The organism is Acidovorax sp. ACV01, assembly GCF_014851495.1.
GTDB classification, from domain to species: domain Bacteria; phylum Pseudomonadota; class Gammaproteobacteria; order Burkholderiales; family Burkholderiaceae_C; genus Acidovorax; species Acidovorax radicis.
Genome location: NZ_JACUZT010000002.1, coordinates 403,777 through 429,390 on the forward strand (window position 1 = coordinate 403,777; position 25,614 = coordinate 429,390).

Sequence of the window (25,614 nt, forward strand, 5' to 3'; positions counted from 1 at the left end):
CGCATTCCGGTTCACGCTGCATGCAAACAGGAGGAATGCTTATGGCACGGTGGATGCGATGGCCGCGCAGGATCTGGAGTTGCGGCGCGGCGTGTGTGCTCGCCTGTGCCGCAGCCAGCGCGGAGCCGGTGGCCATCAAGACGCCGAGCGGCACCCTGCATTTCGAGACGCCTGCGGGCTACACCGCCCTCAGCGAGGACGAATTGCACATCAAGTTTGGACGCTACGGCCGCAGACCCCTGGCCGCGTGGGGGAACGCCCGCCGCAGCAGCACCGTGGCGGTGACCTGGTCGCGCATGGCGCAAAAGCCCCTGACCAGCGAACAATTGCCCGAGTTCAAATCGGCGATGGAAACCACACTCCCCAGGCTCACTCCGGGCATGGTGCTTCGGGATTCATCGCTGGTGCAGATTGCGCAGCGGCCCTGGGTGCGCATCGACAGCACGGCCCCGGCCGTGGACACCGAGATCCGCAACCTGATGTACCTGACCGACCTGGGCGGGCACATGGTGGGCGTGAACTACAACGCCACAGTGGCGGACTATGCGCAGCAGGAGGCGGGCTTCAGCAGCTCTGCCGGTACGCTGCGCACGCAGGACTAGGTGTCGGTTCGGACGGCACTGGCTGCACCCTTCCCCGCAGGGACTGCGCCTTACCTGCGCGACGACACCACGATCCCGCCCACGATCAGCGCAAACGCCACGCCGTGGAAAATCTGGGGCGTTTCCCCCAGGTAAGCGGCCGACAGAATGCCTGCGAACAGCGGGGTGAGGTTCACGAAGAAGCCCGCCACTGCAGGCCCCGCACGCTCCACACCCACGCCCCAGCAGCGGTAGGCCAGCACGGCCGGGCCCACGGCGATGAACACGAGCGCGGCGATCAGCGGCCAGCCCCCGTCGAAGTGGGTGCGGCCCACGGCCCATTCCACGCCCGCAAAGCTGCCCGACCAGGCCAGGCCAAACACCATCTGCGCCATCAGAAACGCCGCCCAGTCGCCCCGGATGCGGGCAGGCTCGCTGGTGCGCGACAGCAGCCAGCTGTAGAACGCCCACGAGATGGTGGCCAGCAGCATGAAAAAATCGCCCGGGACGAGCCGAAAGGCCAGCAGTTGCGACCACTCGCCCCGGCTCAGCACCAGCAGCACGCCACACATCGACAGCAACGCACCCAGCAACTGGCGCCGCGTGACGGCCGCGCCGAAGAACAGTGCCCCGACGGCCAGCATCCACACCGGCATGCTGGAGCCCACCAGCGTCGCGTTGATGGGCGTGGAAGTCTGCAGCGCCATGTACTGCAGCGCGTTGTACAGACCAATGCCCAGCAGCCCCAGCAGCGCGTAGCGGCGCCAGTGCGGCCACAGCGGGCTGCCCTTGCGCAGCACACCATGGGCCAGCGGCAGCAGGATGGCAAAGGCCAGCACCCAGCGGATGAAGTTGAGGGAGGCGGGGGAAATCAGGTCGTGCACCAGCCGTCCCACGACGGCATTGCCCGCCCACAGCAAGGGCGGTATCACCAGCAGCACGGCCGTGCCGGGTGTGAGTTTTTGAGTCATGGGGCTGCACTGTAACGGCGCCCGCGACGCCATGCTGCCGGAGGCGACAAGGCCCTAGTGCCAATCGACCCCGTGTCGGCCTGCGGCACGTTCACTCGATTCGTGGCAGGATGGCCGCCGTTTGTTTCTCTCACCCGTTACAGGAGTTGTTAGCCATGAGCCTTGCCGTCCAGATCCGCCAGCACGGTGGTCCCGAAGAACTCCATATTGTTGACGTCGCCGTGGGCGAACCCGGCCCCGGCGAGATCCGCATCCGCCACCATGCCATCGGCCTCAATTTCATCGACGTCTACCACCGCACGGGCCTGTACCCCTTGGGCATGCCCGCCACCATCGGCATGGAAGGCGCAGGCGTGGTCGAAGCGGTGGGCGAGGGCGTCACGCACCTGCAGGTGGGCGACCGCGCCGCCTATGCCAGCAACCCGCCCGGCGCCTACTCTGAAGTGCGCGTGATGCCCGCCAAATGTGTGTGCAAGCTGCCCGACGCCATCAGCTTCGAGACCGGCGCGGCCATGATGCTCAAGGGCTTGACGGCACAGTACCTGCTCAAGAAGACCCTGCCCGTGGAAGGCCTGCAGAGCGGCGACCACGTGCTGTTCCATGCCGCTGCGGGTGGTGTGGGCCTGATCGCCAGCCAGTGGGCCAAGGCGCTGGGCCTGCAGCTCATCGGCACGGCAGGCACCGATGCCAAGTGCCAGCTGGCCCTGGCCAACGGCGCGGCACATGCCATCAACTACAACACTGAGGACTTTGCGGCGCGCGTTAAAGAGATCACCGGCGGCAAGGGCGTGAAGGTGGTCTATGACTCCGTGGGCAAGGACACCTGGGACAAGTCGCTCGACTGCCTGCGCCCCTTTGGCCTCATGGCCAGCTTCGGCAATGCCTCGGGCCCCGTGGCGCCGTTTGCGCCGGGCTCGCTGGGTGCCAAGGGTTCGATCTACGTCACGCGCCAGACGCTGTTCACCCACATCGCCACGCGTGAAAGCACGCAGGCCATGGCCGATGAGCTGTTTGCCGTGGTGGCCAGCGGGCAGGTCAAGATCCACATCGAGCAGCGGTTTGCCTTGGCCGATGTGCAGCAGGCGCACCGCGCGCTGGAAGCACGCAAGACCACTGGCTGCACCATCCTCACGCTGTGAACGCCGCCGTCCAGCCCCGGTCCTTTGGCGACTGGTTGGTCAGTGCGCGCCAGGCTGCGCAGCAGCCCCCCGTCCAGCCGCGCCAGGCGCTGGTGGTGGCGGGGCAGGTAGTGGGTTCGGTGGCAGAGGGTTTTTTGAATAAAATTGGCCGCAAGCGCTTATTGGATAAGCGCTATAAGCTATCAAATAATGAGCATTCTGGCGCTGCAGCCTGGCACCTGGAGGTGCCGTTTGGAGCTTCAGCGGACGCCATCACCGATGCCCTCAATACCCTGGCCGCTGCCTTGCGCGACGAGGGCCTGTGTGGCCCCTGGCGCGATGAGCAACTGGCGGTGTGCAACCCGGCGGGCGAGGTGGTGGGCACGGTGGAGCGTGGTGCGGTGCGTGTGCTGGGCATCACCACCCGCGCTGTCCATCTGGTGGGCCTGGCGCCGGACGGCCGCATGTGGGTGCAAAAGCGCTCCATGACCAAGCCCAACAACCCCGGCCTGTGGGACACGCTGATGGGCGGTATGGTCTCTGCCGCCGATTCATTGCCCCAGGCGCTGGCCCGCGAGACCTGGGAGGAGGCGGGGCTGCACGTGGAAACGCTGGTCGGCCTGCAGCACGGTGGCCATGTGGACTTCAGCCGCCCCAGCCGGGAAGGGGATGGCGCGGGCTACATGTGCGAGCGCATCGACTGGTTTCGCGCCCAGGTGCCCGAGGGCATGGCGCCCGAGAACCAGGACGGCGAAGTGGAGCGGTTTGACCTGCTGCCCCTGGGCACGGTGCGCGAGCAGGTGGCGCAGGGCCTGTTCACGCTGGAAGCCGGGCTGGTGATTGCAGGCTTCCTCGGGCTGTGACCGGAATCCCGGTCGCGCAGCCTTCAAATCAGGTCCCATATCGCCTGGGCGGTTTCGCGCAGCACGGGCAACACCCGTGACACCGCGTCCTCGCTGCCCCGCAGTGTGCTGGCCTTGTTGCGCTGACGGGCTGCTGCCGCTTCGTTCTGCGCAACCGCTTCCCGTTGCGCGGCGGGGCCATCACCCAACAGGGCGGTGGGCAGCGCGGCCTTTGATCCTCAGGCCTGATCCACCATCGTCTTGAGCCGGTTGGGCGCCAGCGCCCCGGCCGATTCCAGAATGGGGTAGGCCACCGAGCACAGCAGCGAGTTGATGCGCTTGAGTTCGCTGATCAGGTCGATGTGCAGCGAGCTGGTTTCGATGCTCTGCACCGTGTTGTCCGACAGGCGCGCCAGGTGGGTGGCTGAATACGCATGCTCCAGGTCGCGGAAACGGGCCTTTTCTTCCAGCAGCTTCTGCGCGTCGCGCACGCTGCCGTTGAGGAACACGCTCATCGCCAGCCGCAGGTTGTCGATCAGGCGGGCGTGCAGCTCGGTGATCTCTTCCATGCCCGCTTCGGAGAACTGGCGGCCCTTCTTGATCTTCTTGTCCTCGATGTCGATGAGCACGCGCTCGATGATGTCGCCGATCTGCTCCATGTTGATCGTGAAGCTGATGATGTCCGCCCAGCGGCGGCCCTCGCGCTCGTCCAGCGCCTCGCGCGAGATCTTGGTCATGTAGTACTTGATGGCCGAGTACAGGCCATCCACCTCGTCGTCGAGCTTGCGCAGGTCCTCGGCCAGCTTGATGTCGTCGGTGCGGATCACCTTGTGCAGGCCCAGCAGCATCGATTCGACCACGTCGGCCTGGTGCAGGGCCTCGCGCGCAGCGCACGAGATGGCCAGGGAGGGCGTGGCCAGGGCTGACGGGTCCAGATGCTGGGGCCGGGTGCCGGCCGCTGCCTGCGCTTTTTCGACGGGCAGCAGGCGCTGCACGGTGCGGGCCACCGTGCCTGTGAGGCCGATGCAGATGATGCCCACCACCACATTGAAAGCCAGGTGGAACAGCACCACCAGCGCCGCGATTTCCGGCACGTAGGGGCGTACATGCTGCAGCCACAGCCCAGTGAGCGGTGTCATGATGACAACGCCGATGATCTTGAAGAACAGGTTGCCCAGCGGCACCTGGCGCGTCTGTACATTGGCCTTCATCGTGGTGAGAACGGCCAGCACGCCGCTGCCCAGGTTGGCGCCCAGCACCAGGCCCAGAGCCACGTCGGGCGGGATACCCCCCGAGCCGGCCAGCGCGGCAGTCAGCAGCACCGTGGCCAGGCTCGAATAGGCCACGATGGCCAGAATGGCGCCGGTGAAGATCTCCAGCAGCAGGTCGCTGGTCAATGCCCCCAGCAGGGTGCGCACGGTGGGCGACTGGGTGAGCACCGTGGTCGATTCGGTGATGAGGCGCAGCGCCAGCAGCATCAGCCCCAGGCCGATCAGCACCCGGCCCACCCGGCCCACGGCCGTGTCCTTGCGCGAGATGAACAGCACCACGCCCGCGAAGATGAACAGCGGCGACAGCCAGGACAGGTCCATCGAGAACACCACCGCCATCACACTGGTGCCTACATCGGCGCCCAGCATCACCGCGAGGGCAGCGGGCAGGCCCACCAGGCCCTGGCCCACGAACGAAGACACGATGAGCGCCGTGGCCGTGCTCGATTGCACTACCGCCGTCACCCCGATGCCCGACAGCACGGCCGTGAACCGGTTGCTGACGCTGTGCGCGATCAACTGGCGCAAATTGGCGCCAAAGACACGCAGGATGCCGGTGCGCACCAGGTGGGTGCCCCAGATCAGCAGCGAGACGGCTGCCAACAAATTCAAGAGATGCTTCATGGAGGAAAACCGTTATTTCTTCTTCTTGTGACGTGCGCAAAGAGCATGCACCTTGCCCCTGCCAGGCGCAAGGTGCATCTTGCGCTCCGTTTTTGAACAGGTGCGTGGAGGCTGGCGTTCACATTCTGTGCCCGTAGGCGGTGGCAGACGGGTCTGCGGTGCCGGGCTGCGCGACTTCCGGGGTGCATGGGTACACGCAAAAGCTGTGCGCACCCAGCATTGTCACAAAACTGACATATAAGCATACTCCTGATTCCATAGCGCGGGCGCATGCCCATGCTGCTGCTGGGTGCGTTGGCGACACCACCCGTTCCGTCAGCGGGGGTTAGGGCCGCCCTGGCCACCACGCAAACGGCCCGCACAGGGCGGGCCGTGGAGAGGTCAGGCAAAAACAACGGGTTCAGCGCTCGCGCCGCACTCTCAGGAACTCGTCCAGGATCAGGCACGCCGCACCCACGCTGATGGCCGTGTCGGCCAGATTGAAGGCTGGGAAGTGGCCGTTGGGGAAAATTCCGGAAAGGAAGGCCCAATGGAAATCCAGAAAATCCACGACATAGCCATGCATCAGCCGGTCCACCACGTTGCCCACCGCACCGCCCAGGATGCACGACAGCGCAAAGCCGAACAGCTTTTGACCGGGGTGCGCGCGCAACTGCCACACGATGAAAATGGTGGCCGCCACGCCGATGCCGGTGAACAGCCAGCGCTGCCAGCCTCCCGCGTCCTGCAGAAACGAAAATGCGGCCCCGGTGTTGTGCGCCCGCACGATGTTGAAGAAGCTGGTGATGATCGTGCCGTCGCCCAGCTGGTAGTGGTTGATGATCAGGGTCTTGGTGATCTGGTCCGCCACCAGAAGCACCATGGCCCAGGCCAGCCAGGGCCACATGCTCGCGCCGGAACGCCCGGCCTGCGATGTGCGGGCCATCAGGCGTGCACCCGGCTTTCGCCGTCTCCGTGCAGGTTGCTGGTGCAGCGGCCGCAGATGGTGGGGTGTGCGGCGTCTTGCCCCACGTCGCTGCGGTAGTGCCAGCAGCGCTCGCATTTGGTGTCAGAACTGGGCTTGACGTTGATCTGCAAAGCGCTACCAGCTACCAATTCGATAGCGGAGGTGATGAACACGAACTTGAGGTCATCGCCCAGGCTGGCCAGCAGCGCATGGTCCTCAGGCGCAGCCGTCAGCACCACGTTGGCCTGCAGCGACGAGCCCACCTGGCCCTCGGCACGCAGCACCTCGATCTCCTTGTTCACCGCATCGCGGATCTCGCGCAGGCGCGCCCACTTGGCCAGCAGGCCTTCGTCGGCCCCGGCGATGGAGCCGTAGGTTTCCAGGAAGATGGAGTCCGACGACCCAAACACCTTCCAGGCTTCCTCGGCGGTGAACGACAGGAACGGCGCCATCCAGCGCAGCATGCCGTGGGTGATGTGGTACAGCGCGGTCTGGGCGCTGCGGCGCGCCAGGCTCTTGGGCGCGGTGGTGTACAGCCGGTCCTTGAGCACATCCAGGTAGAAGCCGCCCAGGTCTTCCGAGCAGTACAGCTGCAGCTTGGCCACCACGGGGTGGAACTCGTAGACTTTGTAGTGCGCGAGCACTGTGGCCTGGAACTCGGCCGCACGCGTCAGGGCGTAGCGGTCGATCTCCAGCATCTGGTCGAACGGCACGGCGTCCGCGGCCGGGTCGAAGTCGCTCACGTTGGCCAGCAGGAAGCGCAGCGTGTTGCGGATGCGGCGGTAGGCGTCCACCACGCGCGCCAGGATCTTCTCGTCACCCGCGATGTCGCCCGAATAGTCGCTGGCGGCCACCCACAGGCGGATGATTTCGGCGCCCAGCTTCTTGTTGATCTCCTGCGGATCGATGCCGTTGCCCAGCGACTTGCTCATCTTGCGGCCCTGGCTGTCCACGGTGAAGCCGTGGGTCAGCAGGCCGCGGTAGGGCGCGCGGCCTTCGAGCGCGCTGGCCAGCAGCAGCGAGCTGTGGAACCAGCCGCGGTGCTGGTCGTGGCCTTCCAGGTACAGGTCGGCCTCGGGGCCCGTGTCGTGGTGCACGTTGGGGTGCGTGCCGCGCAGCACATGGCTGAACGTGGAGCCCGAGTCGAACCACACCTCCAGGATGTCGGTGCTCTTGGTGTAGCAGGCCGCGTCCTCGGCGCCGAGGATCTCCTCGGGCGTCACGCGGCTCCAGGCCTCGATGCCGCCCTTCTCCACAATGGCGGCCGCCTGGTCCATGATCTCCATGGTGCGCGGGTGCAGCTCGCCCGAATCCTTGTGCAAAAAGAACGGGATGGGCACGCCCCAACTGCGCTGGCGCGAGATGCACCAGTCGGGCCGCCCGGCGATCATGTCGTGCAGGCGGGTCTTGCCGTTCTCGGGGTAGAAGCTGGTGTGCTCGATGGCGTCCAGCGCGATCTGGCGCAGCGTCTTGGCAGGCTTCATGCCGGGCTGGGTGAACACGCCTTCGCCCTCGTCCATGCGGATGAACCATTGCGCGGCCGCGCGGTAGATCACCGGCGTCTTGTGGCGCCAGCAGTGCGGGTAGCTGTGCGTGATCTCCTTGGTGGTCATGAGGCGGCCCGCATTGCGCAGCGCCTCGATGATCACGGGCACAGCCTTCCAGATGTGCTGGCCACCAAACAGCGGGAAGTCGGCCGCATAGGTGCCGTTGCCCTGCACGGGGTTCAGGATGTCGTCCAGTGCCAGGCCGTGGGACACGCAGGAGTTGAAATCCTCCAGCCCGTAGGCGGGCGAGGAGTGCACGATACCGGTGCCATCGTCGGCCGTGGCGTAGTCGGCCAGGTACACGGGGGACAGGCGCTGGTAGCCTTGGCTGCCGTCTTCGCTCTTCACGTCGTACAGCGGGTGCTCAAATTCCAGCCCGCCGAGGTTCTTGCCCAGGGTGGTGGCCAGCACGCTGCCTGTGAGGCCATAGCGCTCCAGGCACGAGGCCACCAGCGGCTCGGCCACCAGCAGGATGCGCTCGCCGGTGTCCACCAGGGCGTAGCTGATCTCTGGGTTCAGGTTGAGCGCCTGGTTGGCGGGGATGGTCCAGGCGGTGGTGGTCCAGATGACGACGAAGGCGTCTTTGGTCAGCGCGGGCAGGCCAAACGCGGCCGCCAGCTTGGCAGGCTCGTGCGCCTTGAACGCCACGTCGAGCGTGGTGCTCTTCTTGTCCTGGTATTCGATCTCGAACTCGGCCAGCGAAGAGCCGCAGTCAAAACACCAGTACACGGGCTTCAAGCCGCGGTAGACAAAACCACGCTCCATCACACGTTTGAACGCGCGGATTTCGCCCGCCTCGTTGGCGGGGTTCATGGTCTTGTAGGGGTTGTCCCATTCGCCCAGCACACCCAGGCGCTTGAAGTCCACCATCTGCTGCGCGATTTGCTCGGTGGCAAACGCACGGCTCTTGGCCTGCATGTCGTCGCGGCTCAGGTTGCGGCCGTGTTTCTTCTCGATGGCATTTTCGATCGGCAGGCCGTGGCAGTCCCAGCCGGGCACGTACAGCGCGTCGAAGCCTTCGAGCTGGCGCGCCTTGGTGATCATGTCCTTCAGGATCTTGTTGACCGCGTGGCCCATGTGGATCTGGCCGTTGGCGTAGGGCGGGCCGTCGTGCAGGATGAACTTTGGCGAACCGCAGCGTGCGTCGCGCAGGCGCTTGTACAGGCCCTTGTCTTCCCACTCCTTGACCCAGCCCGGCTCGCGCTTGGGCAGGTCGCCGCGCATGGGGAAGGGGGTGTCGGGCAGGTTCAGGGTGCTGCGGTAATCCGTGGCTGCGGGGGCTGCGGAAGGGGTGCTGGCGTTGTCGTCGGACATGAGGGAGCCTTAAAAACAGGGCATTCCGGGGCAAGGCCCAGAGCAAGAACGGGGTGGAAGCGCGAAGGATGACGGGCCCGCCAGGCGGGCGCTGCGCAAAGCAGCCCCCCTCAAATTCGGTCGCGGGTGGTCTGGCGCCGGGTCTCGGTGTGGTTGGGCGCCTTGGCCGAGGCAAAGTACGCACGCGCGTCGGCACAGTCTTTGGCAATGCCTGTTGTCAGGGTGTCCAGACCGTCGCGTGTCGGCTGATCTTGCAGTGTGCGAAGTAGTTCCACGGAACGGATTTTACTGTAACGTGCATGGGCATCCGTCATGCAGGGCTTGCCAAGGCGGTGGCCAACGCGACAGGGTAGTTCAACAGGTGCGAGCCCGCCATCAGGGCCTGCCTCAGCACGGGCTGTACCGACGGCTCGCGCCCGTCCATCCTCAGTATGCTCAGTGAGCCTTGGGCGCCGTGGCTGAGCCACAGACTATGGCCGTCACCGGCAAGGGCCACGCCCCGCACGTTGTCTACGGGCATGCTGTGCCATAGCGATTGGTCGTCCAGCCGCCAAAAAGTGAGCACGCCAGGGGTTGGGTGTGTCACGACGGCCAGGCGTTCGTGGGGAAGCAGCGCGATGCTCAGGGCCTCCCCCAGCAGGCGGGGAAGGCGGTCTTGCGGATACGGCATGCCCCGCAATGTTGCTTCGCTCCGGTGGCACCAACTGACGGCACCTTCGTGGTCTACACCCAGCCCGAGCCGGGGGGCAGAGGCGATCAGTGCCGTGCTGCCGGAGACCGGGACCATATGCCCTGTGTTGAAAGCCGAGCCCGGCATGTCATGGCGATCCAGCAACTGATGTGTTTCCACGTCGATGTAGCTGATGCACGGGGCAGGGCTTTCGCCAGCTTTGGCCCCACCGTTGGTCACCGCCAATACCCGCCCGTTGTCGACTAGATGGCAATCGTGCGGGCGGGCGCCGAAACTGGGAAAGTCACCAAGGTAGCGCAGGGTGTTGGTGTCTCGCATGCCAATGAAACCCTGCCCCTGTGGGTCCGATTCGGTACTGAGCAATAGTTCGCCGGCCCCGGCGAGCACACCGTGTCCGTAGAACTGGCGTTGATCGAAAGGCGGGATGGTCCGCACAAACCGTTGCTGCTGCAGGTCAAAGACCCCAGCGCCAGTCCCATGTTTCTCAAAAAAGAAGGCCCGCTCTTTGCGTCGTGTGTCCAAGGCCCAGCCATGGGGGAAAAATGGGCATTCGATCAGGCGTGCCCCATTGATTTGGGAGCTTGCGTAAGCCAACGCTGTCTTGTGGGGCGCTCCCGGCTGCTCCTGGTAGCGGCAGCCTGCAAACAACTGGTCGTTGTTCATGGGGTTTGGCATTGCAGTGGCGCTGGATGGGGTGGGGGTGCTACGGGATTCCATGGTGATTGGAAGGAGGGTGCTCCCCATTCCATGGGCAAGAAGGGTGCGGCGGTTGATCCATGGCTTGGCTGGCAATTGAATGGGGACTTGCATAGAGACACCTTGTGCCGCAGAGTCGCTGGTCAACCAAGGGCGGTGTTGTGGTCCGTCCAAAGTGGCTTGGCGCGCCGCGCTTCAAAATGCCCCAGAGCCTGAACGCAATCCCGTGCGATGCCTTCCTTCAGCGCCTCCAGACTAGGGTATTGGAGTTCGTCATGCAACTTGTGCAGAAGGTCCACGTGAATGATCTTGCCGTAAGCACCATCTTTGCCCAGGTGGGCGGGCCAGGTCAGGCAGTGGGTTTCCAGGAGGACGCGTCCTCCGTTCACATCATTGGCGTCCAGCGAGGGGCGCACTCCAAGGTTGGCAACCCCGGGTAGCGGTTGTTCCGTGAGGCCTTGTACGCTGACTGCAAAAATGCCGCTGGCGGCGGGTTTCCAATGGCTAAACCGCATGTTCAGCGTTCGGAAGCCCAGTTCGCGGCCGAGTTTGCGGCCATGTACCACGTGGCCCGATATTGCGTAGGGTCGCCCGAGCAGGCGCGCTGCCGCCTCCATGTCCCCCGCCGCGAGGGCCTGGCGCACGGCCGAGCTGGAGACCCGCAGCCCATGCACCTCGTAGCTGTTCATGCGTGCCACATCAAAGCCTTTTGCTTGCCCCGCCGCGTCGAGCATCGCGTAGTCGCCCGCGCGCTGGCGGCCGAAGCGGAAGTCGTCGCCCACCAGCACATAACGGGCACCCAGGCCGCGCACCAGCACCTCGTCGATGAACGCCTCGGGGGACTGCGCGGCCAGTTTCGCGTCAAACGGCAGCACCACGGTCTGCTGCACGCCGCAGCGGGCCAGCTCGGTCAGCTTGTCGCGCAGGGTGCCGATGCGTGCGGGCGCGAGGTCGGGTTTGTGGAGGGCGCCCGCAAAGTAGTCGCGGGGATGGGGCTCGAACGTGAGCACGCAGCTTTCCACGCCCCGGTGTGCGGCCTCGCTGTTCAGCAGGGCCAGCATGGCCTGGTGGCCCCGGTGTACGCCATCGAAATTGCCAATGGTCAGCGCACAGGCGTTGGCGATGCCGGGATGGTGGAATCCGCGAAAGATCTTCATCGGTTTGTTATCTTTTTGATAGCAGCATGCGCAGGTGTATCAAGCGCAAGACGCCAATTTGTCATGAAAACGGAGTATATTGTGACCCACGGGCTGCCCAGCGCAGGGCAGTTCGCGAGACATCTGCGTTCCGAATCCTTGTGTACTTTGTGTTCCAGGAGGCGTGTTTTGAAGGTCTTGAAGCTGTCGGCCCAAGGGCTGCCCCAATCGTGGATTTCGCTCGAACAAGCGGTGATTCATTACGCCGCGGGTGAGGTGCGCTGGGAATCCGGCGGCCAGATCGCGCGGTTCCGTGGCGGGCACAACGCGATCACGGGCGAACAATCGGTGATTGCCGTGAACAGCATCATCGGAACCAAGGGCGTGCCCAGCATCAACCCGTTTGACCTCAAGCCCGGACTGACCAACAGCAAGCTTTTTGCTCGCGACCGCAATGTGTGTGCCTACTGCGGCGGGCATTTCCATGAAGAGGACCTGACGCGCGAGCACATCGTGCCGTTTGCCCGCAATGGGCAGGACCACTGGATGAACGTGGTCACGGCCTGCCGCCCGTGCAACCACCGCAAGGGCCCACGCACGCCAGAACATGCCCACATGCCGTTGCTGTACGCGCCTTATGTGCCCAGCCTGTGGGAAGACTTCATCTTGCGCAACCGCCGTATCCTCGCCGATCAAATGGAGTTCCTGATGGCGCACGTCCCCAAATCTTCACGGCTGTTGGCGTAGTTGGCGGAGCGGCCAATACGACGCCTGCTGGCGTCGTTGCTCCGTCTTGCGGTACTTTCAGTACTGTCTGCGACGGAGCGCCTAGCCATCGGGGCTGTCTTGACCGCTTTTGGTGGTGTGCTGCACGGTGCACAGGCACCGAGCAGCGCCTATCCCATCAGTAAGTCAGTTCGAGAAACACCAAATGGCCGCTGGCAGCGGGCCAGGTCTGTCCCACCACGCGTTCGCCATTGAATTCGCCCGCAATGCTGCGCACGCCGCCCGAGGTCTTGACCTTGGCCGACGCCACGCCCGCGCCTGGCGGCACACCGGCAGGTGCGGCGCCATCGAGCAGCATCTTGTCGCGTGCCGGGTCCAGGTAGCCGCGCGGGCGGGTCAGTGTCACCACGCTCTCGGCGCCTTTGTCGGCATCGGCCAAGCGCTCTGCGCGCAGGTGGATGAGATCGCTGCTGCGGGGAAAGCCGCTGCGGTAGATGTGGGTAGTGGCGTAGCCGGGTGCGGTGATCACGAACTCGGTGGGTGACCCAGCGGGAACGGCCAGCGGCCCCCATTGGCCATCCGTACCCACGGTTTTGCGCAGCAAGGCATTGCCCGTGCGGGCGCCCGTGGTGGGGTCGGTGGCATACACCTCCAGCTGCGCGCCCGCCAGGGGCAGGTTGTTGCTGAAGTTGCCCGTCTTGGTGTCTGCGGGGTCCACACCCAGGCCGGTGACCTTGCCGTTCAGCACCACCTGCTTTTCGGCCGCAATGGTGGTGGCCTGCGGCGCCTTGCCCGTGATGAAGCGGTAGGTGGCTTCAAAGGCTGCGGCGGAATAGGAGGTCTCACGGTGGTCGATGCGCGGGATCACCACATTGACCGCGCCTTTCAGCTCGGGCCCTGCGGCCGTCACGTTGGTGGGCGTGCCTTTCTGGCCGATCCACAGGCCATCGGGCTGCGCGAACTTGTCGTTGTTGTCCGAGCGGATGGTCATCCATTGGACGGGGCCGCTCACTTCATCGCCGGCTGCATTTTTGGGGGCGTTCAAGGCGGTGAGGAAGGGGCCGGTGCCCGAGAACTCGCTGCCTTCGCGAACCCCAGGGGTCGCCCACACACCGTGGTTGGGCGTACCACCCAGGATGGCGTGGCTCACGGTGGTGGTGCCGCCGCCGTTGTAGATGTAGTTGCGGATGGCATTGCCCCCGCGCGAATTGCCCACCAGCACCACCTTGCTGGCGCCCGTGGCCTTGAGCACCTTGTCCACCTCGGCCTTGAGGTATGCCATGTGCTCTGCAGCCGAGGTGCGGCCCGGCTGGGGCTTGGTGTCGTCATCGCGTGAGAGCGGGTAGGGCACGTCGATGGCGTGCAGGCGCTCACGGGGCCAGCCGTTCGATTCAAACCGCCACGCGGTGGCCTGCCACAGCGCAGCGGTGTCGCCATTGCCATGCACAAAGACGATGGGCGGCGCCTCGGCCAGGCTGGGGCTGCGGGTGGCGCAGCCGGCCAGGGCCAGGGTGGCCGCGGCGGCTGCCAGCAGAAGGGATCGGCGCTGCAGCAAGAGCTTATTGTTCATGGGTGTCTCCGATAAGAAAAAATGCCCGTGGACCGGTTCAGTCCACGAGCATTGCACGGTTGCGTGACAGTCCTTGCTTGGCGTCAGGCAAACACGCCTGCGGTGTCCTGCATGCGGCTCGACACTTCGCCCAGGTGGTGCAGGGTGTCGCCAAAGGTCATTTCCAGCTGCGTGAGCTTCTTGAAATAGTGGCTGCCGATGTATTCGTCCGTCACGCCGATGCCGCCATGCAGCTGCACCGATTGCTGGCCCACAAAACGCATCGATTGGCCCAGCTGCACCTTGGCGCGGGCCATGGCGGCGCGGCGTTCGGCCGCCGGGGCGCCGAGCTTGAGGCTGGCGTAGTAGCTCATCGAGCGGGCCAGTTCCAGCTGCATCTTCATGTCGGCCACGCGGTGGCGCAGCGCCTGGAAGCTGGCAATGAACACGCCGAACTGCTTGCGCTGGTTCATGTATTCGACGGTGAGTGCCACGGTTTTGTCCATCACACCCACGGCTTCGGCGCAGGTGGCGGCAATGCCGGTGTCCACCGCCAGCTCCAGCGCGGCCAGGCCGTCGGTGGTGATGAGCGTGGCGGGGGCGTTGGCCAGTTGCACTTCGGCGGCGCGGCTGCCGTCTTGCGTGACATAGCCACGTGTGGTCACGCCAGCGGCCGAGCGCTCCACCAGGAAGAGGGCAATTTTTCCGTTCAGCTGCGCAGGCACGATGAAGGCATCGGCCTGGTCGCCAGCGGCCACTATGCTTTTGGTAGCTGTTACCGCATACCCAGATTGCGCTGCGGCCGCTTTGGCCTCGCACACATCCAGGCGGTAGCGCGCCTTGCGCTCCTGATAGGTCAGCACCACCAGCGCTTCACCGCTGGCCACGCGCGGCAGCCAGGCGCCTTGTACGTGGGCGGGGGCGTGGTGCGACAGCACGCTGCTGGCGATGAAGGCCTGAGCGATGGGTTCCAGCACCATGCCACGGCCCAGTTCCTCGGCCACCACCATGGCGTCGATCGCGCCCTGGCCCATGCCGTCGTGGGCTTCGGGCACGGTCAGTGCGGTCAGGCCCAGCTCGGCCAGCTCGCCCCAGGCGGCGCGGTCAAAACCACCGGCGGCCACGGCAGCGCGGCGGCGCTCAAACGTGTAGCCCTTGTCCACCCACTTGCGCACGGCGTCGCGCAGTTGTTCCTGGTCGTCAGAAAAATCGAAATCCATGTTCTTGTCTCCTTAGCCCAGAACCGTCTGCGCGACGATGTTGCGTTGCACTTCATTGCTGCCGCCGTAGATGGTGGTCTTGCGCAGGTTGAAGTAGGTGGACGCCAGCGGCGCGTTGGCGGTGACGCCGCCAGGGAAGTCGCCCTGCCAACCAGCCTCCATGGCTTCTTCGATAAAGGGCATGGCAAAGGGGCCAGCGGCCAGCATCATCAGCTCGGCGTAGCGCTGCTGGATCTCGCTGCCCTTGATCTTGAGCAGGCCTGCAATGTCGAGCGAGTTCTTGCCCGACTTCTCGGCCGACAGCACGCGCAGCACCAGCATTTCCAGCGCCACGATGTCCACTTCGAGCAGGGCGATCTGGTCGCGGAAGCGTGTGTCGTCCCACATGCCTTCGGTCTTGGCAATGCGCTTCAGGCGCTCCAGCTCGCGCTTGCTGCGGTTCACGTCGGCGATGTTGGTGCGCTCGTGGCTCAGCAGGTGCTTGGCGTAGGTCCAGCCCTTGTTTTCCTCACCGATCAGGTTCTCGGCGGGCACTTCGACGTTGTCGAAGAACACCTCGTTGACCTCGCACTCGCCATCGAGCAGCTTGATGGGGCGCACGGTGACGCCCTTGGACTTCATGTCCAGCAGCAGGAAGGAGATGCCGGTCTGCGGCTTGCCTTCGGTGCTGGTGCGCACCAGGTTGAACATCCAGTCGCCGTGCTGGCCCAGCGTGGTCCAGGTCTTCTGGCCGTTGACGATGTACTTGTCGCCCACACGCTCGGCGCGGGTCTTGACGCTGGCCAGGTCCGAGCCCGAGCCTGGTTCGCTGTAGCCCTGGCTCCACCAGACTTCGCCGCTGGCGATGCCGGGCAAAAAGCGCTTTTGTTGTTCGGCATTGCCAAACGCCATGATCACCGGGGCCACCATCACGGGGCCGAAGGGGATGATGCGGGGCGCACCGGCCAGCGCACACTCTTCTTCAAACAGGTGCTTTTGCACGGCCGTCCAGCCCGGGCCGCCAAACTCTTTGGGCCAGCCAAAACCGAGCCAGCCCTTTTTGCCCAGGATCTTGGCCCAGCCCTGCATGTCTGCACGGGTCAGGCGCAGGGCGTTGTGCACCTTGTGGGAAATTTCCTGGGGTAGGTTGGCGTGAACCCATGCGCGAACTTCGTCGCGGAAGGCCTGTTCTTCGGGGGTGAATGCGAGATCCATGCGGCTTGTCTCCAAGTGATTCCGCATTTGTAGCACGATCGTTCGTTTTATTGCTGTCCGGGTGGCGACATGAGGCGCGCAGCCCTTGATTTGGCATCAACTCATTTGAAGTGCTTTCAAGCTGAGTTTGGCGAAGCGCTGCGCAAGGCTGGGGCAGGCCCAGCGCAAGCGGTGGGTTCAAATTCAAAGATGCCGGCTCAATAAGACGCTGCAGGGGTTGAATATGATCAGCCAAACGAGGGGCACCAGATGCTGAAGATTTTCGACCAGGCCGTTGAGGCGGCCACGGACAGGGATGACACCCGAGGGCAGCAGGCCGAGGTACGGCTGCTGGGGGGCAAACTGCTGATCCAGGACCGCCACGGCGGCATTGTCGTCTTCGTGTGCACTCAGGCCTGGGGGCCTGCGGGCCGCAGATAGAACCCATCGCCATGCCCAACTTGTTGTTGAACTGTGAAATCGCTGAACGCCAGAGTCCCGGCCTGCACCAGGGTCGGGTGGCTTTCCAGATCGATGATCTGTCGATCTCGACCCGCGAGCTGATCGCGCTGAGCGTTCGGACCCATCTCGCCTTGCAACGCATCGCCAGCGCAGGTGCTGCGTCACCCGCCCCGGGAGATCAAACCACGCCCACATTGACGCCGACCTTGATCGAAGAGGGCTTGGCACAGGGGCGTGTGGCCTTGCGCCGGCCACCCGAGCCTGCTTGCAAGCCCGACCTGGCGGCCGTTGAGCAAGCCGAGATCCTGCGGGCTCTGGCCGCCTTCGAAGCGGGTGAGTTCCAGATGATTGTCGATGGCACGCTGTACCGGTCGCATGCCAAGCTGAGCCTGACGGACAGCTCGCACGCTGTCTTCTTGAGATTGCGTCCGCTCGTTGGCGGATGAAAGGAACCTATGAGTGAGCACTGGGAGGCGAGCGCAGCGCAACGCGCCAGAGTCCAACGTTTCGAAGTCTGGTTGTTGGGCTATGTTCAGGAGGCCAAGGACGCTGGCCGCCTGGATGATGACGAGCGCGCCATCCGCAACGGAGATGCGGATTCACCGTTCTGTTCAGCGCTGCTGCAGGCGTACGGCAACGAGGCTGAGCAGCACCTGGCTGACTTTTTCATGTTCCCGGTGCTTCACGAAAGCATTCCCAACATGCGCGCACGCGTTGACCGGGTGTGGGGCTTCGCGCGCGATGTGAACGATCTGCTGACCGAGGCGGTCAAAAAATGGGGGCGGGATTACACCTGCCAGTTGGCTTTGCAACGCTTGCGCCACCAACTGAGCCATCCCGCCGATGCGACCGAATGCGCGGCACCGCGCTGGATGGACGCAGAGCGCGCGCTTATTCGCGCCCAGTATGCGGAGCCGGTGAGGAGTCATCAGATCGCGGACCTCAAAGCGGCGCTGACCCGCAGCAGCCATCCCTTTTTGGAGCCAGCCCCCGATACGCTGGCCCAGCTGATCTGCGACATGAAGTCCTCGCGCGCCACACTGAACGAGTTGATGGACTTGATGGAGCGCTCCTGCGACACCTGGGTCGACGAGCAGTTCCGCCCGCCACCTCAGGTGGAAGATTGCGAATGTACCGGCCGCATGCGCACTGCGGAGTTTTTCGGCCTGACCGAGCAAGCGGATGAACTGGCACAGGCCTACGCGCGCCAGGGGCCCCTGAGCGCTGAATGGGTCAAACGCCTGTTCGATCTGGAATGGCCACGCAGCGCGCGCGTGGTGGGCGCGTGCCTGTCTCAAGAGGACGATGTCTTGAAAGACTTTCAACCCGAGGCGCTGGACTGGGTGTACGGCCACTGCGTCAAACCGCTGACCGAAGCCATCACCTCGCTGGGGCAACTGGCACAAGAATTGGGTGTGGACTACGAGAGCGGCGAACGCCGAAGCTTGAGCGGCATTCGGTTCGTGGTGGCAGGTGCGCGCCTGTTGGCGCAGATGCCATCGCCGCCGCCGATCCTCGGCTTGGTTCAGACCGATGCCGAGCGCTCTGCTGCGCGTGCGTTGAAACTGATCTGCAATGTGCAACCCCTGGGCGCGGCGGAGTCCGCAGACTTGGTGGCTGAGCTGCGGCAGTTCGCCCCGGAGGTTCTGCTTCAATTGCTGCGCCACTGCCGCGCCCAGGCGGAGGAGGTGCTGGAGGCCCTCGGCTGGGGCAGCGCGGCGCCGCTGTACCGTTTCATGCGCGAGCGCGAACGGGCTGACCCGAACGAGTACTTCGATGTGCCGTTGTTGAAGGAACATCTCCAGTGCGCCGGGCAGCCTGGCGAGCTGCTGCTGGACTGGCACAAGAAGTACAAGCACCTGAAAGTCACCGTGTATCGCATCAACGCAGTGCGAGGCGTGGAAGACAAGAAGCTGGCCGGCATGCTGGGCAAGCTGTCCCAGGAGCACATTCGCGTGTGGGGTATGGTTCCCCTGCGGGACACAGCAGACTTGCGTGAGCGCTTCGACTTTTTCAAGGGCGCCGGCAAGCAGGCTTCGAAGCTGTTCGGCTCCGAGCGCAGTGCCAACGTGCGCGATGCGGCCGCCGCAGCGCTGGTGCAGCTGGCGCACAACGCCGGTTTTGCGGACGTGACCGAAATGGAATGGTCGCTGGACGCTACGTCCCAATCGGCCCAGGATTGGACCTGGCAGCAAGACGACTATGCCGTGGAGCTGAGCCTGGTCAGGTTTCAGCCGCAGCTGCAGGTACGCAAGGCCGGTAAGGCCTTGAAGAGCCTGCCGCCTGCGTTGAAGAAGGACGCGGGGCTGGCTCCGCTGCTAGCACAGCTCGACCTGCTCAAGGACCAGAGCAAGCGCTACCGCATTGCCCTGGAAAACCTGATGGTCAGTGGCCGTGCGCTCGCGCCGGACCAGCTTCGGGAGCTGTCCAACCTGCCGATGGCCCGACAGCTGCTGACCGCGCTCTACCTGCAAACGCCAGATGGCGGGCTGGGCCTGCTCGATGACAGCCTGGCCCAGTTGCGTCTTCTGGACGCGGATGGCGCGCTGGCCGATGCCGCCCGCCCGGTGGAGCTGCCGCTGACCATCGCGCACGTCCATTCGATATTGGCGACAGGCCGCTTGATCGCTTGCCAGCGACACGCGGTGCAGTCGTCCCTGGTGCAACCGTTCAAGCAGGCGTTTCGCGAATGCTATGTGTTGACGCCCGCCGAGCGCGAGGCGCGAGATGTGTCACGCCGCTTCGAAGGGCGCCGCGTCAAGACCTCGGTGCTGGGCGCCATCCTTTCGGCTCGCGGATGGCGAGTTGATGGGAGCGACTTCGATTTTGTAGCCCGAAAGCGCTTGGCGCCCGACATTGCCGTCGAGCTGTCGTTGCCCGATGTCTATCAATTCCTGACCCAGGAAGAGGCGACAGTGCTGGGTGAGATCTCGTTCACCCGCCAAGCTGAACCCATGGCGCTGGAGGAGGCGCCGCCGCTCGGATTCTCCGAGGCCATGCGCGACCTCGACCTCGTGATCACCGCCGGCGCCGCCGACAGCGATGAGCATTCCGCTGAGGTGCAGCACGCCCGCGTGGCCTTGGTGGGCGCCTTGCTCCCCAGCTTGGGGTTGAAGAACGTCAGCCTGGAGGGGCATCACGCCGTCATCCAGGGCAAGCGTGCGAGTTATCGTCTGCACCTGGGCACCGCGGTGATTCACGTGATCCCTGCGGGATACCTGTGCATCGTGCCGGCCGACAAAGCCAGCCAGAAGGCCGTGGCTTTGCCTTTCGTCGACGATGACCAACGTACCAGCGAGGTGTTGTCCAAGCTGCTGCTGCTCAGCGCCGACGACAAGATCAAGGACCCCAGCATCCTGGCGCAGATCGAGGGCCGAGTGGCCCAGGCCTGAGCGCTGGCGTGCTTCGCCGCGCCTGGCCGGGCAGAGGCTACTTGTCGTCTTCCAACCCGCGCACACCCAGTTCGTCGCACAGGCGGCGCACCGTGGCTTGCAGGCCCGCCACTTCTGCCTCCAGGGCTTGCACGCGGGCTTGCAGGGCGGGGGCAGGGGTGTCCTGCGAAGGGGCGGGGTGGCCGCCGTAGGCCTGCTGGCGGGTGTCCACCGGCCCACACATCAGGTGCGCCCAGCGCTGTTCGCGCGCACCGGGCGCGCGGGGCAGCTGCACGACCAGCGGGCCGCCTTTCTCTGCACTGCGCTCTTGCAGCTCGTCGAGGAAGGCCTCCACCGAAGAAATGTCGGCAAACCGGTACCAGCGCTCGGCGTTGATGCGCAGCTCGCCCGCCGTTTGCGGGCCGCGCAGCATCAAGAGCCCCAGCAGCACGGCCGATTGTTCGGGCACGCCCACGCCACGCTGAAAGTTGTGTTCCCACCGCGTGGTGCGGTTGCCGCTGCTCTCAAACGCCAGCGTCAGCAGCTTGAGCGAATCCAGCGCCTCCTGCGCCTCGGCGTCGCTGAGGTTCATCACCGGGTCGCGGCTGGTTTTCTGGTTGCAACCGGTCAGCAGGCCGTTGAGCGACATCGGGTAGCTGTCGGGCACGGTGCGGGCCTTTTCCATCAGGGTGGCCAGCACGCGGGCTTCGTGGGGAGTGAGGGGGCGGGTGATGGGATCGAAGGGCACTGGGATAATCCGTGGCAATTTATGAAGAACATCGTCATTCTGATCTCTGGCGGCGGCTCGAACATGGCCACCATCGTCCGCACCGCGCAACAGGAGAACTGGGCACAACGCTACGGCGCCCGCGTGGCGGCTGTGATCAGCAACAAACCGGATGCCGCCGGGCTGGTGTTTGCGCGGGAGCAGGGCATCGCTGCCGAGGCGCTTAACCACAAGGCGTTTGCCAGCCGCGAGGCGTTTGATGCCGAACTGGCCGCCACCATCGACCGCCACCAACCCGCCCTGGTGGTGCTGGCCGGTTTCATGCGCATCCTGACGCCAGGGTTTGTGGCGCATTACGCGGGGCGGCTCATCAACATCCACCCCTCGCTGCTGCCGGCCTTTACCGGGCTGCACACGCACCAGCGCGCCATCGATGCAGGCTGCAAGTTTGCGGGCGTCACGGTGCACCAGGTGACGGCCGAGCTGGATGTGGGCCCCATCCTGGAGCAGGCGGTGGTGCCCGTGCTCCCGGGCGACACGGCCGAGACGCTGGCGGCCCGGGTGCTCACTCAGGAACACGTGATCTATCCCCGCGCCGTGCGGGCGCTGGTTCAGGCCTTGTAGCCTGCGCGCGGACCGGTTTTGGGGGCCGTGCATAAATCCTGGCGGGCGCCGGCCGGAGGCTGGGGCTTTTCTTTTGCTATAAAAATGGTAGCTATTTGCGCTTATCCGTAAAGCGCCAGGGCCTGTTTTCAACCATATTTCCCTGCTGCCGGATGTCTCAGAGATCCGGCGCACGCAGCTCGTCAACTGACGGGCGAATCGCACTGCGTGGCCAGAAAACCTGCGGCCGGTGGCCGATGCTGACCATCGAAGTGCGCGACCACGACCCGGGGGCCGCCGCGGTTTTTCCGCGCAGGGTGGATTGATGCAGGCCGGGCTCAGCCAGCTCCGGTTGCATCTGTGCATTTCTCGAACCGTGGTCGCATCACGCCATCGATGAGCACCTGCTCTTCAAACATGGCGGCGGGCCGCACCCACAGCCCCCGCTGGCCATAGAGCGCGCGGTACAGCGTCATGGGTTCCAGCGTCTCGCTGTGGCGCACGGTGTCGATCACCTCGTAGAGCATGCCCTTGTAGTGGCGGTACAGGCCGGGCGGAGTGCGAATGAGTGCTGGCAGGTCTTCGTCGGTCATGGTGGCGAGTGGGCGTGCGTGAGTGGTTAGGATGGCGGCTGAAAACAACCAAGAGTGGGGGAAGCCCGTGGATCAGGCAGATTTTGTGCACCTGGTGCGCATGAGCGAGCATGCCAGTGCCGACAACAGCCGAGCGTACCGCCGCAGTGTGGCCGCGTTTGCGGCGCTGGGCTATGCCTGGGTGCTGGGTTGCCTGGGGCTGGCCGCTGGCATTGTGCTGTGGGTCGTGCCGCAGTTGCTGCAGGGGCGCTTTCGTTTTGCCATGGTGTGGCTGCTGCTGGGGGCTGCAGGCCTGCTGTGGGTCAGCCTGCGGGCGCTGTGGGTGCGTTTTGACGCGCCCGAGGGCGTGGAGATCACGGCGCTGGAGGCGCCGGAGCTTTTTGAGGCGCTGGAGCGCATTCGCCGCAAGATCAAAGGCCCGCCCATCCACAAGGTCACGCTGAACGACGAGTTCAATGCCAGCATCCAGCAGCTGCCCAAGTACGGCCTGCTGGGCGGCGCTGTCAACCACCTGAGCATTGGCTTGCCCCTGCTCATGGCCCTGGACCGGCCGCGTTTTCTGGCCGTGCTGGCGCATGAGTACGGTCATCTGCGCGGCGACCACGGCCGGTTTGCCGCCTGGATTTACCGCACGCGCCTGTCGTGGATGCGCCTGAACCACAGCCTGGCCGACGACGAAGGCCCGGTGGCTGCCGCCACGCAGGCTTTCATGCGCTGGTACTTTCCGCGCTTTTCGGCCAAGACCTTTGCGCTGGCCCGCCAGGACGAATACGAGGCCGACCGCATTGCCGGCAAGCTGCTGGGCCGTGACGTGACCGCCGCCGCCCTGGCCGAGATTGAAATCCGCGGCGCGGCGCTGCACGCGGAGTTCTGGGGCCACCACTGGTGCGGTGCCGCTGGCAATCCGCTGCCGGTGGGGCCCTATCGCAGCATGCGCCGCTACCTGGCCGAGGCCCCGGATGCCGCGTTTGCCAACGACGCACTGCGCCAGGCGCTCAAGCGCCTGAGCAGTGTGGACGACACCCACCCCGGCCTGCGGGATCGCATTGAAGCGCTGGATGCCACGCCCACACTGCCGGACTGGTCGCATGGCAATGCCTTGACCCTGCTGGGTGATGGGGCCAAGCGGTGGGTGAAGCACTTTGACAAACAATGGTGCCGCGACAACGCCACGGAGTGGAAGCAGCACCATGCGTGGCTGGAGCGTGTGCGTACGCGCGCCGAAGCGCTCAGCGCGTCGATAGCCCAGAGCAGTGCTGCCGAATTGGTGGAGCTGGCCCGCCTCAAACGCCATCTTGATCCCCGCGCCGATGTGCGTGGGCTGTATGAGCTGGCGCTTGAGCGCAGCGCGGAATACCCGCCCGCCCTGTGCGGACTGGTGCCTTGCCTGCCCGAGGACGACCGCGAGGGCAAGCTCCTGCTGCTGCACCGGGTGTGGGAAGCCGGCAGCAACGACCGCTACTGGGCTGCACGCACCGCACTGGCCGAGCTGGAGACCCCGCGCATGGGTAGGGACCATGACGCGGCGGCCTTCAAGCAATGGCGAAAGCGGCTGGAGCGTGCGCAGGAATCTGAAGAGCGCGCCTGGGAAGAGCTTTCGGGCACCCCCTTCTTCAGCCAGATCGCGCGCAACGACCTGAGCCCGTTTGAGTTGGCCGAGCTGCAATCGGAGCTGGCCCGCTGCGCGCCCCTCACCCGTTGTTGGCTGGTGCGCAAGAACCTGCGCGAGCATCCGCAGCGTCGGGCGTACCTTGTGTTCCTGGAGCTGCCAGGCATGGACGACGAAAGCCGCTACCACCTGTGCCGTGCCCTGGAGCGCAATCTGAGCCTTCCGGGCCCCGCGCTGGCGCTATGGGCGGGCGAATCGCCCACGCTCAAGGAAATCCAGCGCTATGCGTTCGATCCGATCTATACCCGTTGATGGCCAACTTTTTGCTCATCCCTTTCTCGTCTGCACGCTGAGTTGCACACGGTGGTGGAGACTGGCGCAGGCCCATCCCTGTGCCACCGTGGAACTGGCTTCGCCAGGCCGCAGGTGGCGTCCCCCTCCGGGGGATGACGCGAAGCGGCTCAGGGGGTGGACAATACGGGGATGCATCCCAAAGTTCTTCTCGACGCCTGCGCTGAATTGGTCAGGCTCACCCTCACGTTTGAACACCCCGCCGATGCGGTGGTGTCACGATTTTTCCGCGACAACCGGGGCCTGGGGCCTCGCGAGCGTGCCACGCTGGCCGAAACGGTCTACACCGTGCTGCGCAAGAAGCTGCTGTTCGACCACATGGCTCCCTCGGGCTCAGGCCCCAAGGAGCGCCGCCTGGCCATCCTGGGGTTTTATGGCCCGCGTGATTTCCTCAAGAGCGCACTGACCGACCAGGAAAAGAACTGGCTGGACCAGTGCGATGCCGTCACGGTCGATGACCTGATGGAGCGCCACCGCCACAACCTGCCTGAATGGCTGGTGAAACCCCTCAAGGACCAGCTGGGCGACGGATTCTGGCCGCTGGTGGAAAGCCTGGCGCAGAGCGCACCGCTGGATTTGCGCGTCAACGCGCTCAAGGACAAGCGCGTCGATGTACAGAAGGAGCTCGCCAAGGCCGGCATCAAGGCCAGTCCCACGCCGTATTCGCCCTGGGGCCTGCGCATTGACGACAAGCCTGCGCTGACCAAGCTGGATGCATTCACGCGTGGCGCCATTGAGGTGCAAGACGAAGGCTCGCAGTTGCTGGCCCTGCTGCTCGACGCCAAGCGCGGCGAGATGGTGGTGGACTTTTGCGCCGGTGCAGGCGGCAAGACCCTGGCCATCGGCGCGGGCATGCGCAGCACCGGCCGCCTGTATGCGTTTGATGTGTCGGCGCACCGCCTGGATGCCCTGAAACCCCGCCTGGCCCGCAGTGGCCTGTCGAACGTGCACCCCGCCGCCATTGCCCACGAGCGAGATGACCGCGTCAAGCGGCTGGCGGGCAAGATCGACCGCGTGCTGGTGGATGCGCCCTGCTCGGGCCTGGGCACCTTGCGCCGCAACCCCGACCTCAAATGGCGCCAGTCGGCCAAGGCCGTGGAAGAACTGGTGGCCAAGCAGACCGCCATTCTGGACAGCGCAGCGCGCCTGCTCAAGCCCGGCGGCCGTCTGGTGTATGCCACCTGCAGCATCCTGCCGCAGGAAAACGAGGCCATTGCCGAGGCCTTCAGTGCGTCCCACCCTGACTTCGAACTGCTCGACGCGGGTGAATTGCTGGAGCAGCTCAAGGTCGAGGGCGCCAAGGGCCTGTGCAGCGGCGGTGAGTCGGGCAGTGGATATCTGCGCCTTTGGCCCCATGTGCACCAGACGGATGGGTTTTTTGCCGCAACCTGGGCCAAAAAAGGCTGACTTTGTCCTCTAAAGACGCTAAAACGGCGCAAATACGGTGAATACCCCCGAGCCTGTCGGGGGGCTCCCGCTCTAAAATCAGATAC

Annotated in this window: 22 protein-coding genes; 10 read left to right on the forward strand and 12 right to left on the reverse strand. The window is 65.0% G+C overall.

Going from position 1 to position 25,614, the window contains the following annotated elements; all coding sequences use genetic code 11:
* The first annotated feature begins 95 nt into the window (after positions 1 to 95).
* Positions 96 to 602, forward strand: coding sequence for a hypothetical protein (locus IB243_RS06390; RefSeq protein WP_010463431.1), 507 nt, complete (start codon positions 96 to 98; stop codon positions 600 to 602).
* Positions 603 to 652: 50 nt separating this feature from the next.
* On the opposite strand, the gene IB243_RS06395 is transcribed toward IB243_RS06390, so the two are convergent.
* Positions 653 to 1,552, reverse strand: a complete 900-nt coding sequence (locus IB243_RS06395) for a DMT family transporter (protein WP_192425827.1) — start codon at positions 1,550 to 1,552, stop codon at positions 653 to 655.
* Positions 1,553 to 1,707: 155 nt separating this feature from the next.
* Here IB243_RS06395 and IB243_RS06400 point away from each other — a divergent pair, with 155 nt between their 5' ends.
* Together IB243_RS06400 and IB243_RS06405 are read left to right on the forward strand one after the other, a co-directional pair.
* Positions 1,708 to 2,691, forward strand: a complete 984-nt coding sequence (locus IB243_RS06400; protein ID WP_010463435.1) for a quinone oxidoreductase — start codon at positions 1,708 to 1,710, stop codon at positions 2,689 to 2,691.
* The gene (locus IB243_RS06405) at positions 2,688 to 3,533 is read left to right on the forward strand and encodes an NUDIX domain-containing protein (RefSeq protein ID WP_192425829.1); all 846 of its coding nucleotides are present in this window, start codon (positions 2,688 to 2,690) and stop codon (positions 3,531 to 3,533) included. Before IB243_RS06400 ends, IB243_RS06405 begins: the two co-directional genes overlap by 4 nt.
* A 218-nt stretch (positions 3,534 to 3,751) precedes the next feature.
* Here IB243_RS06405 and IB243_RS06410 read toward each other — a convergent pair whose 3' ends face one another.
* From IB243_RS06410 to IB243_RS06435, 6 genes are all read right to left on the reverse strand, one after another.
* Positions 3,752 to 5,407: a Na/Pi cotransporter family protein gene (locus IB243_RS06410; protein ID WP_010463442.1), complete on the reverse strand. Its 1,656-nt coding sequence runs from the start codon at positions 5,405 to 5,407 to the stop codon at positions 3,752 to 3,754.
* Between the two features lie 400 nt (positions 5,408 to 5,807).
* Positions 5,808 to 6,332, reverse strand: coding sequence for a signal peptidase II (gene lspA, locus IB243_RS06415; RefSeq protein ID WP_010463444.1), 525 nt, complete (start codon positions 6,330 to 6,332; stop codon positions 5,808 to 5,810).
* Complete coding sequence (gene ileS / locus IB243_RS06420) at positions 6,332 to 9,214, reverse strand: isoleucine--tRNA ligase (protein WP_192425831.1); 2,883 nt, start codon at positions 9,212 to 9,214, stop codon at positions 6,332 to 6,334. The genes lspA and ileS overlap by 1 nt, the downstream gene beginning before the upstream one ends.
* Before the next feature lie 110 nt (positions 9,215 to 9,324).
* Positions 9,325 to 9,489: a hypothetical protein gene (locus IB243_RS06425; protein WP_370540316.1), complete on the reverse strand. Its 165-nt coding sequence runs from the start codon at positions 9,487 to 9,489 to the stop codon at positions 9,325 to 9,327.
* Positions 9,490 to 9,524: 35 nt separating this feature from the next.
* Positions 9,525 to 10,568 carry a DUF1513 domain-containing protein gene (locus IB243_RS06430; RefSeq protein ID WP_192425833.1) on the reverse strand — a complete coding sequence of 348 codons (1,044 nt, stop codon included), beginning with the start codon at positions 10,566 to 10,568 and terminating at the stop codon, positions 9,525 to 9,527.
* 176 nt (positions 10,569 to 10,744) lie between these two features.
* Complete coding sequence (locus IB243_RS06435) at positions 10,745 to 11,758, reverse strand: bifunctional riboflavin kinase/FAD synthetase (protein WP_192425834.1); 1,014 nt, start codon at positions 11,756 to 11,758, stop codon at positions 10,745 to 10,747.
* 168 nt (positions 11,759 to 11,926) lie between these two features.
* Between IB243_RS06435 and IB243_RS06440 the strand changes: the two genes are divergently transcribed.
* On the forward strand, positions 11,927 to 12,484 hold the full coding sequence (locus IB243_RS06440) for an HNH endonuclease (RefSeq protein ID WP_010463449.1): 558 nt from the start codon (positions 11,927 to 11,929) through the stop codon (positions 12,482 to 12,484).
* Positions 12,485 to 12,641: 157 nt separating this feature from the next.
* Here IB243_RS06440 and IB243_RS06445 read toward each other — a convergent pair whose 3' ends face one another.
* From IB243_RS06445 to IB243_RS06455, 3 genes are all read right to left on the reverse strand, one after another.
* Positions 12,642 to 14,033, reverse strand: coding sequence for an alpha/beta fold hydrolase (locus IB243_RS06445; protein WP_192425835.1), 1,392 nt, complete (start codon positions 14,031 to 14,033; stop codon positions 12,642 to 12,644).
* An 83-nt stretch (positions 14,034 to 14,116) separates the two neighbouring features.
* Positions 14,117 to 15,232: an acyl-CoA dehydrogenase family protein gene (locus IB243_RS06450; protein WP_192425836.1), complete on the reverse strand. Its 1,116-nt coding sequence runs from the start codon at positions 15,230 to 15,232 to the stop codon at positions 14,117 to 14,119.
* Positions 15,233 to 15,244: 12 nt separating this feature from the next.
* Positions 15,245 to 16,426, reverse strand: coding sequence for an acyl-CoA dehydrogenase family protein (locus IB243_RS06455; protein WP_057226592.1), 1,182 nt, complete (start codon positions 16,424 to 16,426; stop codon positions 15,245 to 15,247).
* A 249-nt stretch (positions 16,427 to 16,675) separates the two neighbouring features.
* Here IB243_RS06455 and IB243_RS06460 point away from each other — a divergent pair, with 249 nt between their 5' ends.
* Genes IB243_RS06460 through IB243_RS06470 form a run of 3 tightly spaced genes read left to right on the forward strand, consistent with a single transcriptional unit; the run spans position 16,676 to position 20,259 of the window.
* Positions 16,676 to 16,846 carry a hypothetical protein gene (locus IB243_RS06460; RefSeq protein WP_010463458.1) on the forward strand — a complete coding sequence of 57 codons (171 nt, stop codon included), beginning with the start codon at positions 16,676 to 16,678 and terminating at the stop codon, positions 16,844 to 16,846.
* Positions 16,847 to 16,857: 11 nt separating this feature from the next.
* Positions 16,858 to 17,313: a hypothetical protein gene (locus IB243_RS06465; RefSeq protein WP_192425837.1), complete on the forward strand. Its 456-nt coding sequence runs from the start codon at positions 16,858 to 16,860 to the stop codon at positions 17,311 to 17,313.
* A 9-nt stretch (positions 17,314 to 17,322) separates the two neighbouring features.
* A complete protein-coding gene (locus IB243_RS06470; protein WP_192425838.1) occupies positions 17,323 to 20,259 on the forward strand; it encodes a DUF4132 domain-containing protein in 2,937 nt (978 codons plus the stop codon).
* Positions 20,260 to 20,296: 37 nt separating this feature from the next.
* On the opposite strand, the gene IB243_RS06475 is transcribed toward IB243_RS06470, so the two are convergent.
* A complete protein-coding gene (locus IB243_RS06475) occupies positions 20,297 to 20,986 on the reverse strand; it encodes a YceH family protein (RefSeq protein WP_192425839.1) in 690 nt (229 codons plus the stop codon).
* A gap of 21 nt (positions 20,987 to 21,007) precedes the next feature.
* On the opposite strand from IB243_RS06475, the gene purN reads away from it, so the two are divergent.
* Positions 21,008 to 21,589, forward strand: a complete 582-nt coding sequence (purN, locus tag IB243_RS06480) for a phosphoribosylglycinamide formyltransferase (protein ID WP_192425840.1) — start codon at positions 21,008 to 21,010, stop codon at positions 21,587 to 21,589.
* A gap of 317 nt (positions 21,590 to 21,906) precedes the next feature.
* Here the strand turns inward: purN and IB243_RS06485 are convergent, their stop codons facing one another.
* Entirely contained in the window at positions 21,907 to 22,161 is a 255-nt protein-coding gene (locus IB243_RS06485) for a DUF1653 domain-containing protein (RefSeq protein ID WP_192425842.1), read from the reverse strand.
* Between the two features lie 67 nt (positions 22,162 to 22,228).
* On the opposite strand from IB243_RS06485, the gene IB243_RS06490 reads away from it, so the two are divergent.
* Entirely contained in the window at positions 22,229 to 24,082 is a 1,854-nt protein-coding gene (locus IB243_RS06490; RefSeq protein WP_192425844.1) for a M48 family metallopeptidase, read from the forward strand.
* Between the two features lie 171 nt (positions 24,083 to 24,253).
* Positions 24,254 to 25,528 (forward strand): RsmB/NOP family class I SAM-dependent RNA methyltransferase, encoded by a 1,275-nt coding sequence (locus IB243_RS06495; RefSeq protein WP_192425846.1) that lies wholly within the window; start codon positions 24,254 to 24,256, stop codon positions 25,526 to 25,528.
* The last annotated feature ends 86 nt before the right edge of the window (positions 25,529 to 25,614 follow it).

Excerpts from the sequence above, each read along its gene's own strand:
- IB243_RS06465 (WP_192425837.1), top strand. The coding sequence starts at position 16,858 with ATGCCCAACTTGTTGTTGAACTGTGAAATCGCTGAACGCCAGAGTCCC.
- lspA (WP_010463444.1), bottom strand. The coding sequence starts at position 6,332 with ATGGCCCGCACATCGCAGGCCGGGCGTTCCGGCGCGAGCATGTGGCCC.
- IB243_RS06435 (WP_192425834.1), bottom strand. The coding sequence starts at position 11,758 with ATGAAGATCTTTCGCGGATTCCACCATCCCGGCATCGCCAACGCCTGT.
- purN (WP_192425840.1), top strand. The coding sequence starts at position 21,008 with ATGAAGAACATCGTCATTCTGATCTCTGGCGGCGGCTCGAACATGGCC.
- IB243_RS06455 (WP_057226592.1), bottom strand. The coding sequence starts at position 16,426 with ATGGATCTCGCATTCACCCCCGAAGAACAGGCCTTCCGCGACGAAGTT.
- IB243_RS06400 (WP_010463435.1), top strand. The coding sequence starts at position 1,708 with ATGAGCCTTGCCGTCCAGATCCGCCAGCACGGTGGTCCCGAAGAACTC.
- ileS (WP_192425831.1), bottom strand. The coding sequence starts at position 9,214 with ATGTCCGACGACAACGCCAGCACCCCTTCCGCAGCCCCCGCAGCCACG.
- IB243_RS06445 (WP_192425835.1), bottom strand. The coding sequence starts at position 14,033 with ATGAACAATAAGCTCTTGCTGCAGCGCCGATCCCTTCTGCTGGCAGCC.
- IB243_RS06450 (WP_192425836.1), bottom strand. The coding sequence starts at position 15,232 with ATGGATTTCGATTTTTCTGACGACCAGGAACAACTGCGCGACGCCGTG.
- IB243_RS06430 (WP_192425833.1), bottom strand. The coding sequence starts at position 10,568 with ATGAACAACGACCAGTTGTTTGCAGGCTGCCGCTACCAGGAGCAGCCG.
- IB243_RS06485 (WP_192425842.1), bottom strand. The coding sequence starts at position 22,161 with ATGACCGACGAAGACCTGCCAGCACTCATTCGCACTCCGCCCGGCCTG.
- IB243_RS06495 (WP_192425846.1), top strand. The coding sequence starts at position 24,254 with ATGCATCCCAAAGTTCTTCTCGACGCCTGCGCTGAATTGGTCAGGCTC.
- IB243_RS06460 (WP_010463458.1), top strand. The coding sequence starts at position 16,676 with ATGCTGAAGATTTTCGACCAGGCCGTTGAGGCGGCCACGGACAGGGAT.
- IB243_RS06470 (WP_192425838.1), top strand. The coding sequence starts at position 17,323 with ATGAGTGAGCACTGGGAGGCGAGCGCAGCGCAACGCGCCAGAGTCCAA.
- IB243_RS06410 (WP_010463442.1), bottom strand. The coding sequence starts at position 5,407 with ATGAAGCATCTCTTGAATTTGTTGGCAGCCGTCTCGCTGCTGATCTGG.
- IB243_RS06395 (WP_192425827.1), bottom strand. The coding sequence starts at position 1,552 with ATGACTCAAAAACTCACACCCGGCACGGCCGTGCTGCTGGTGATACCG.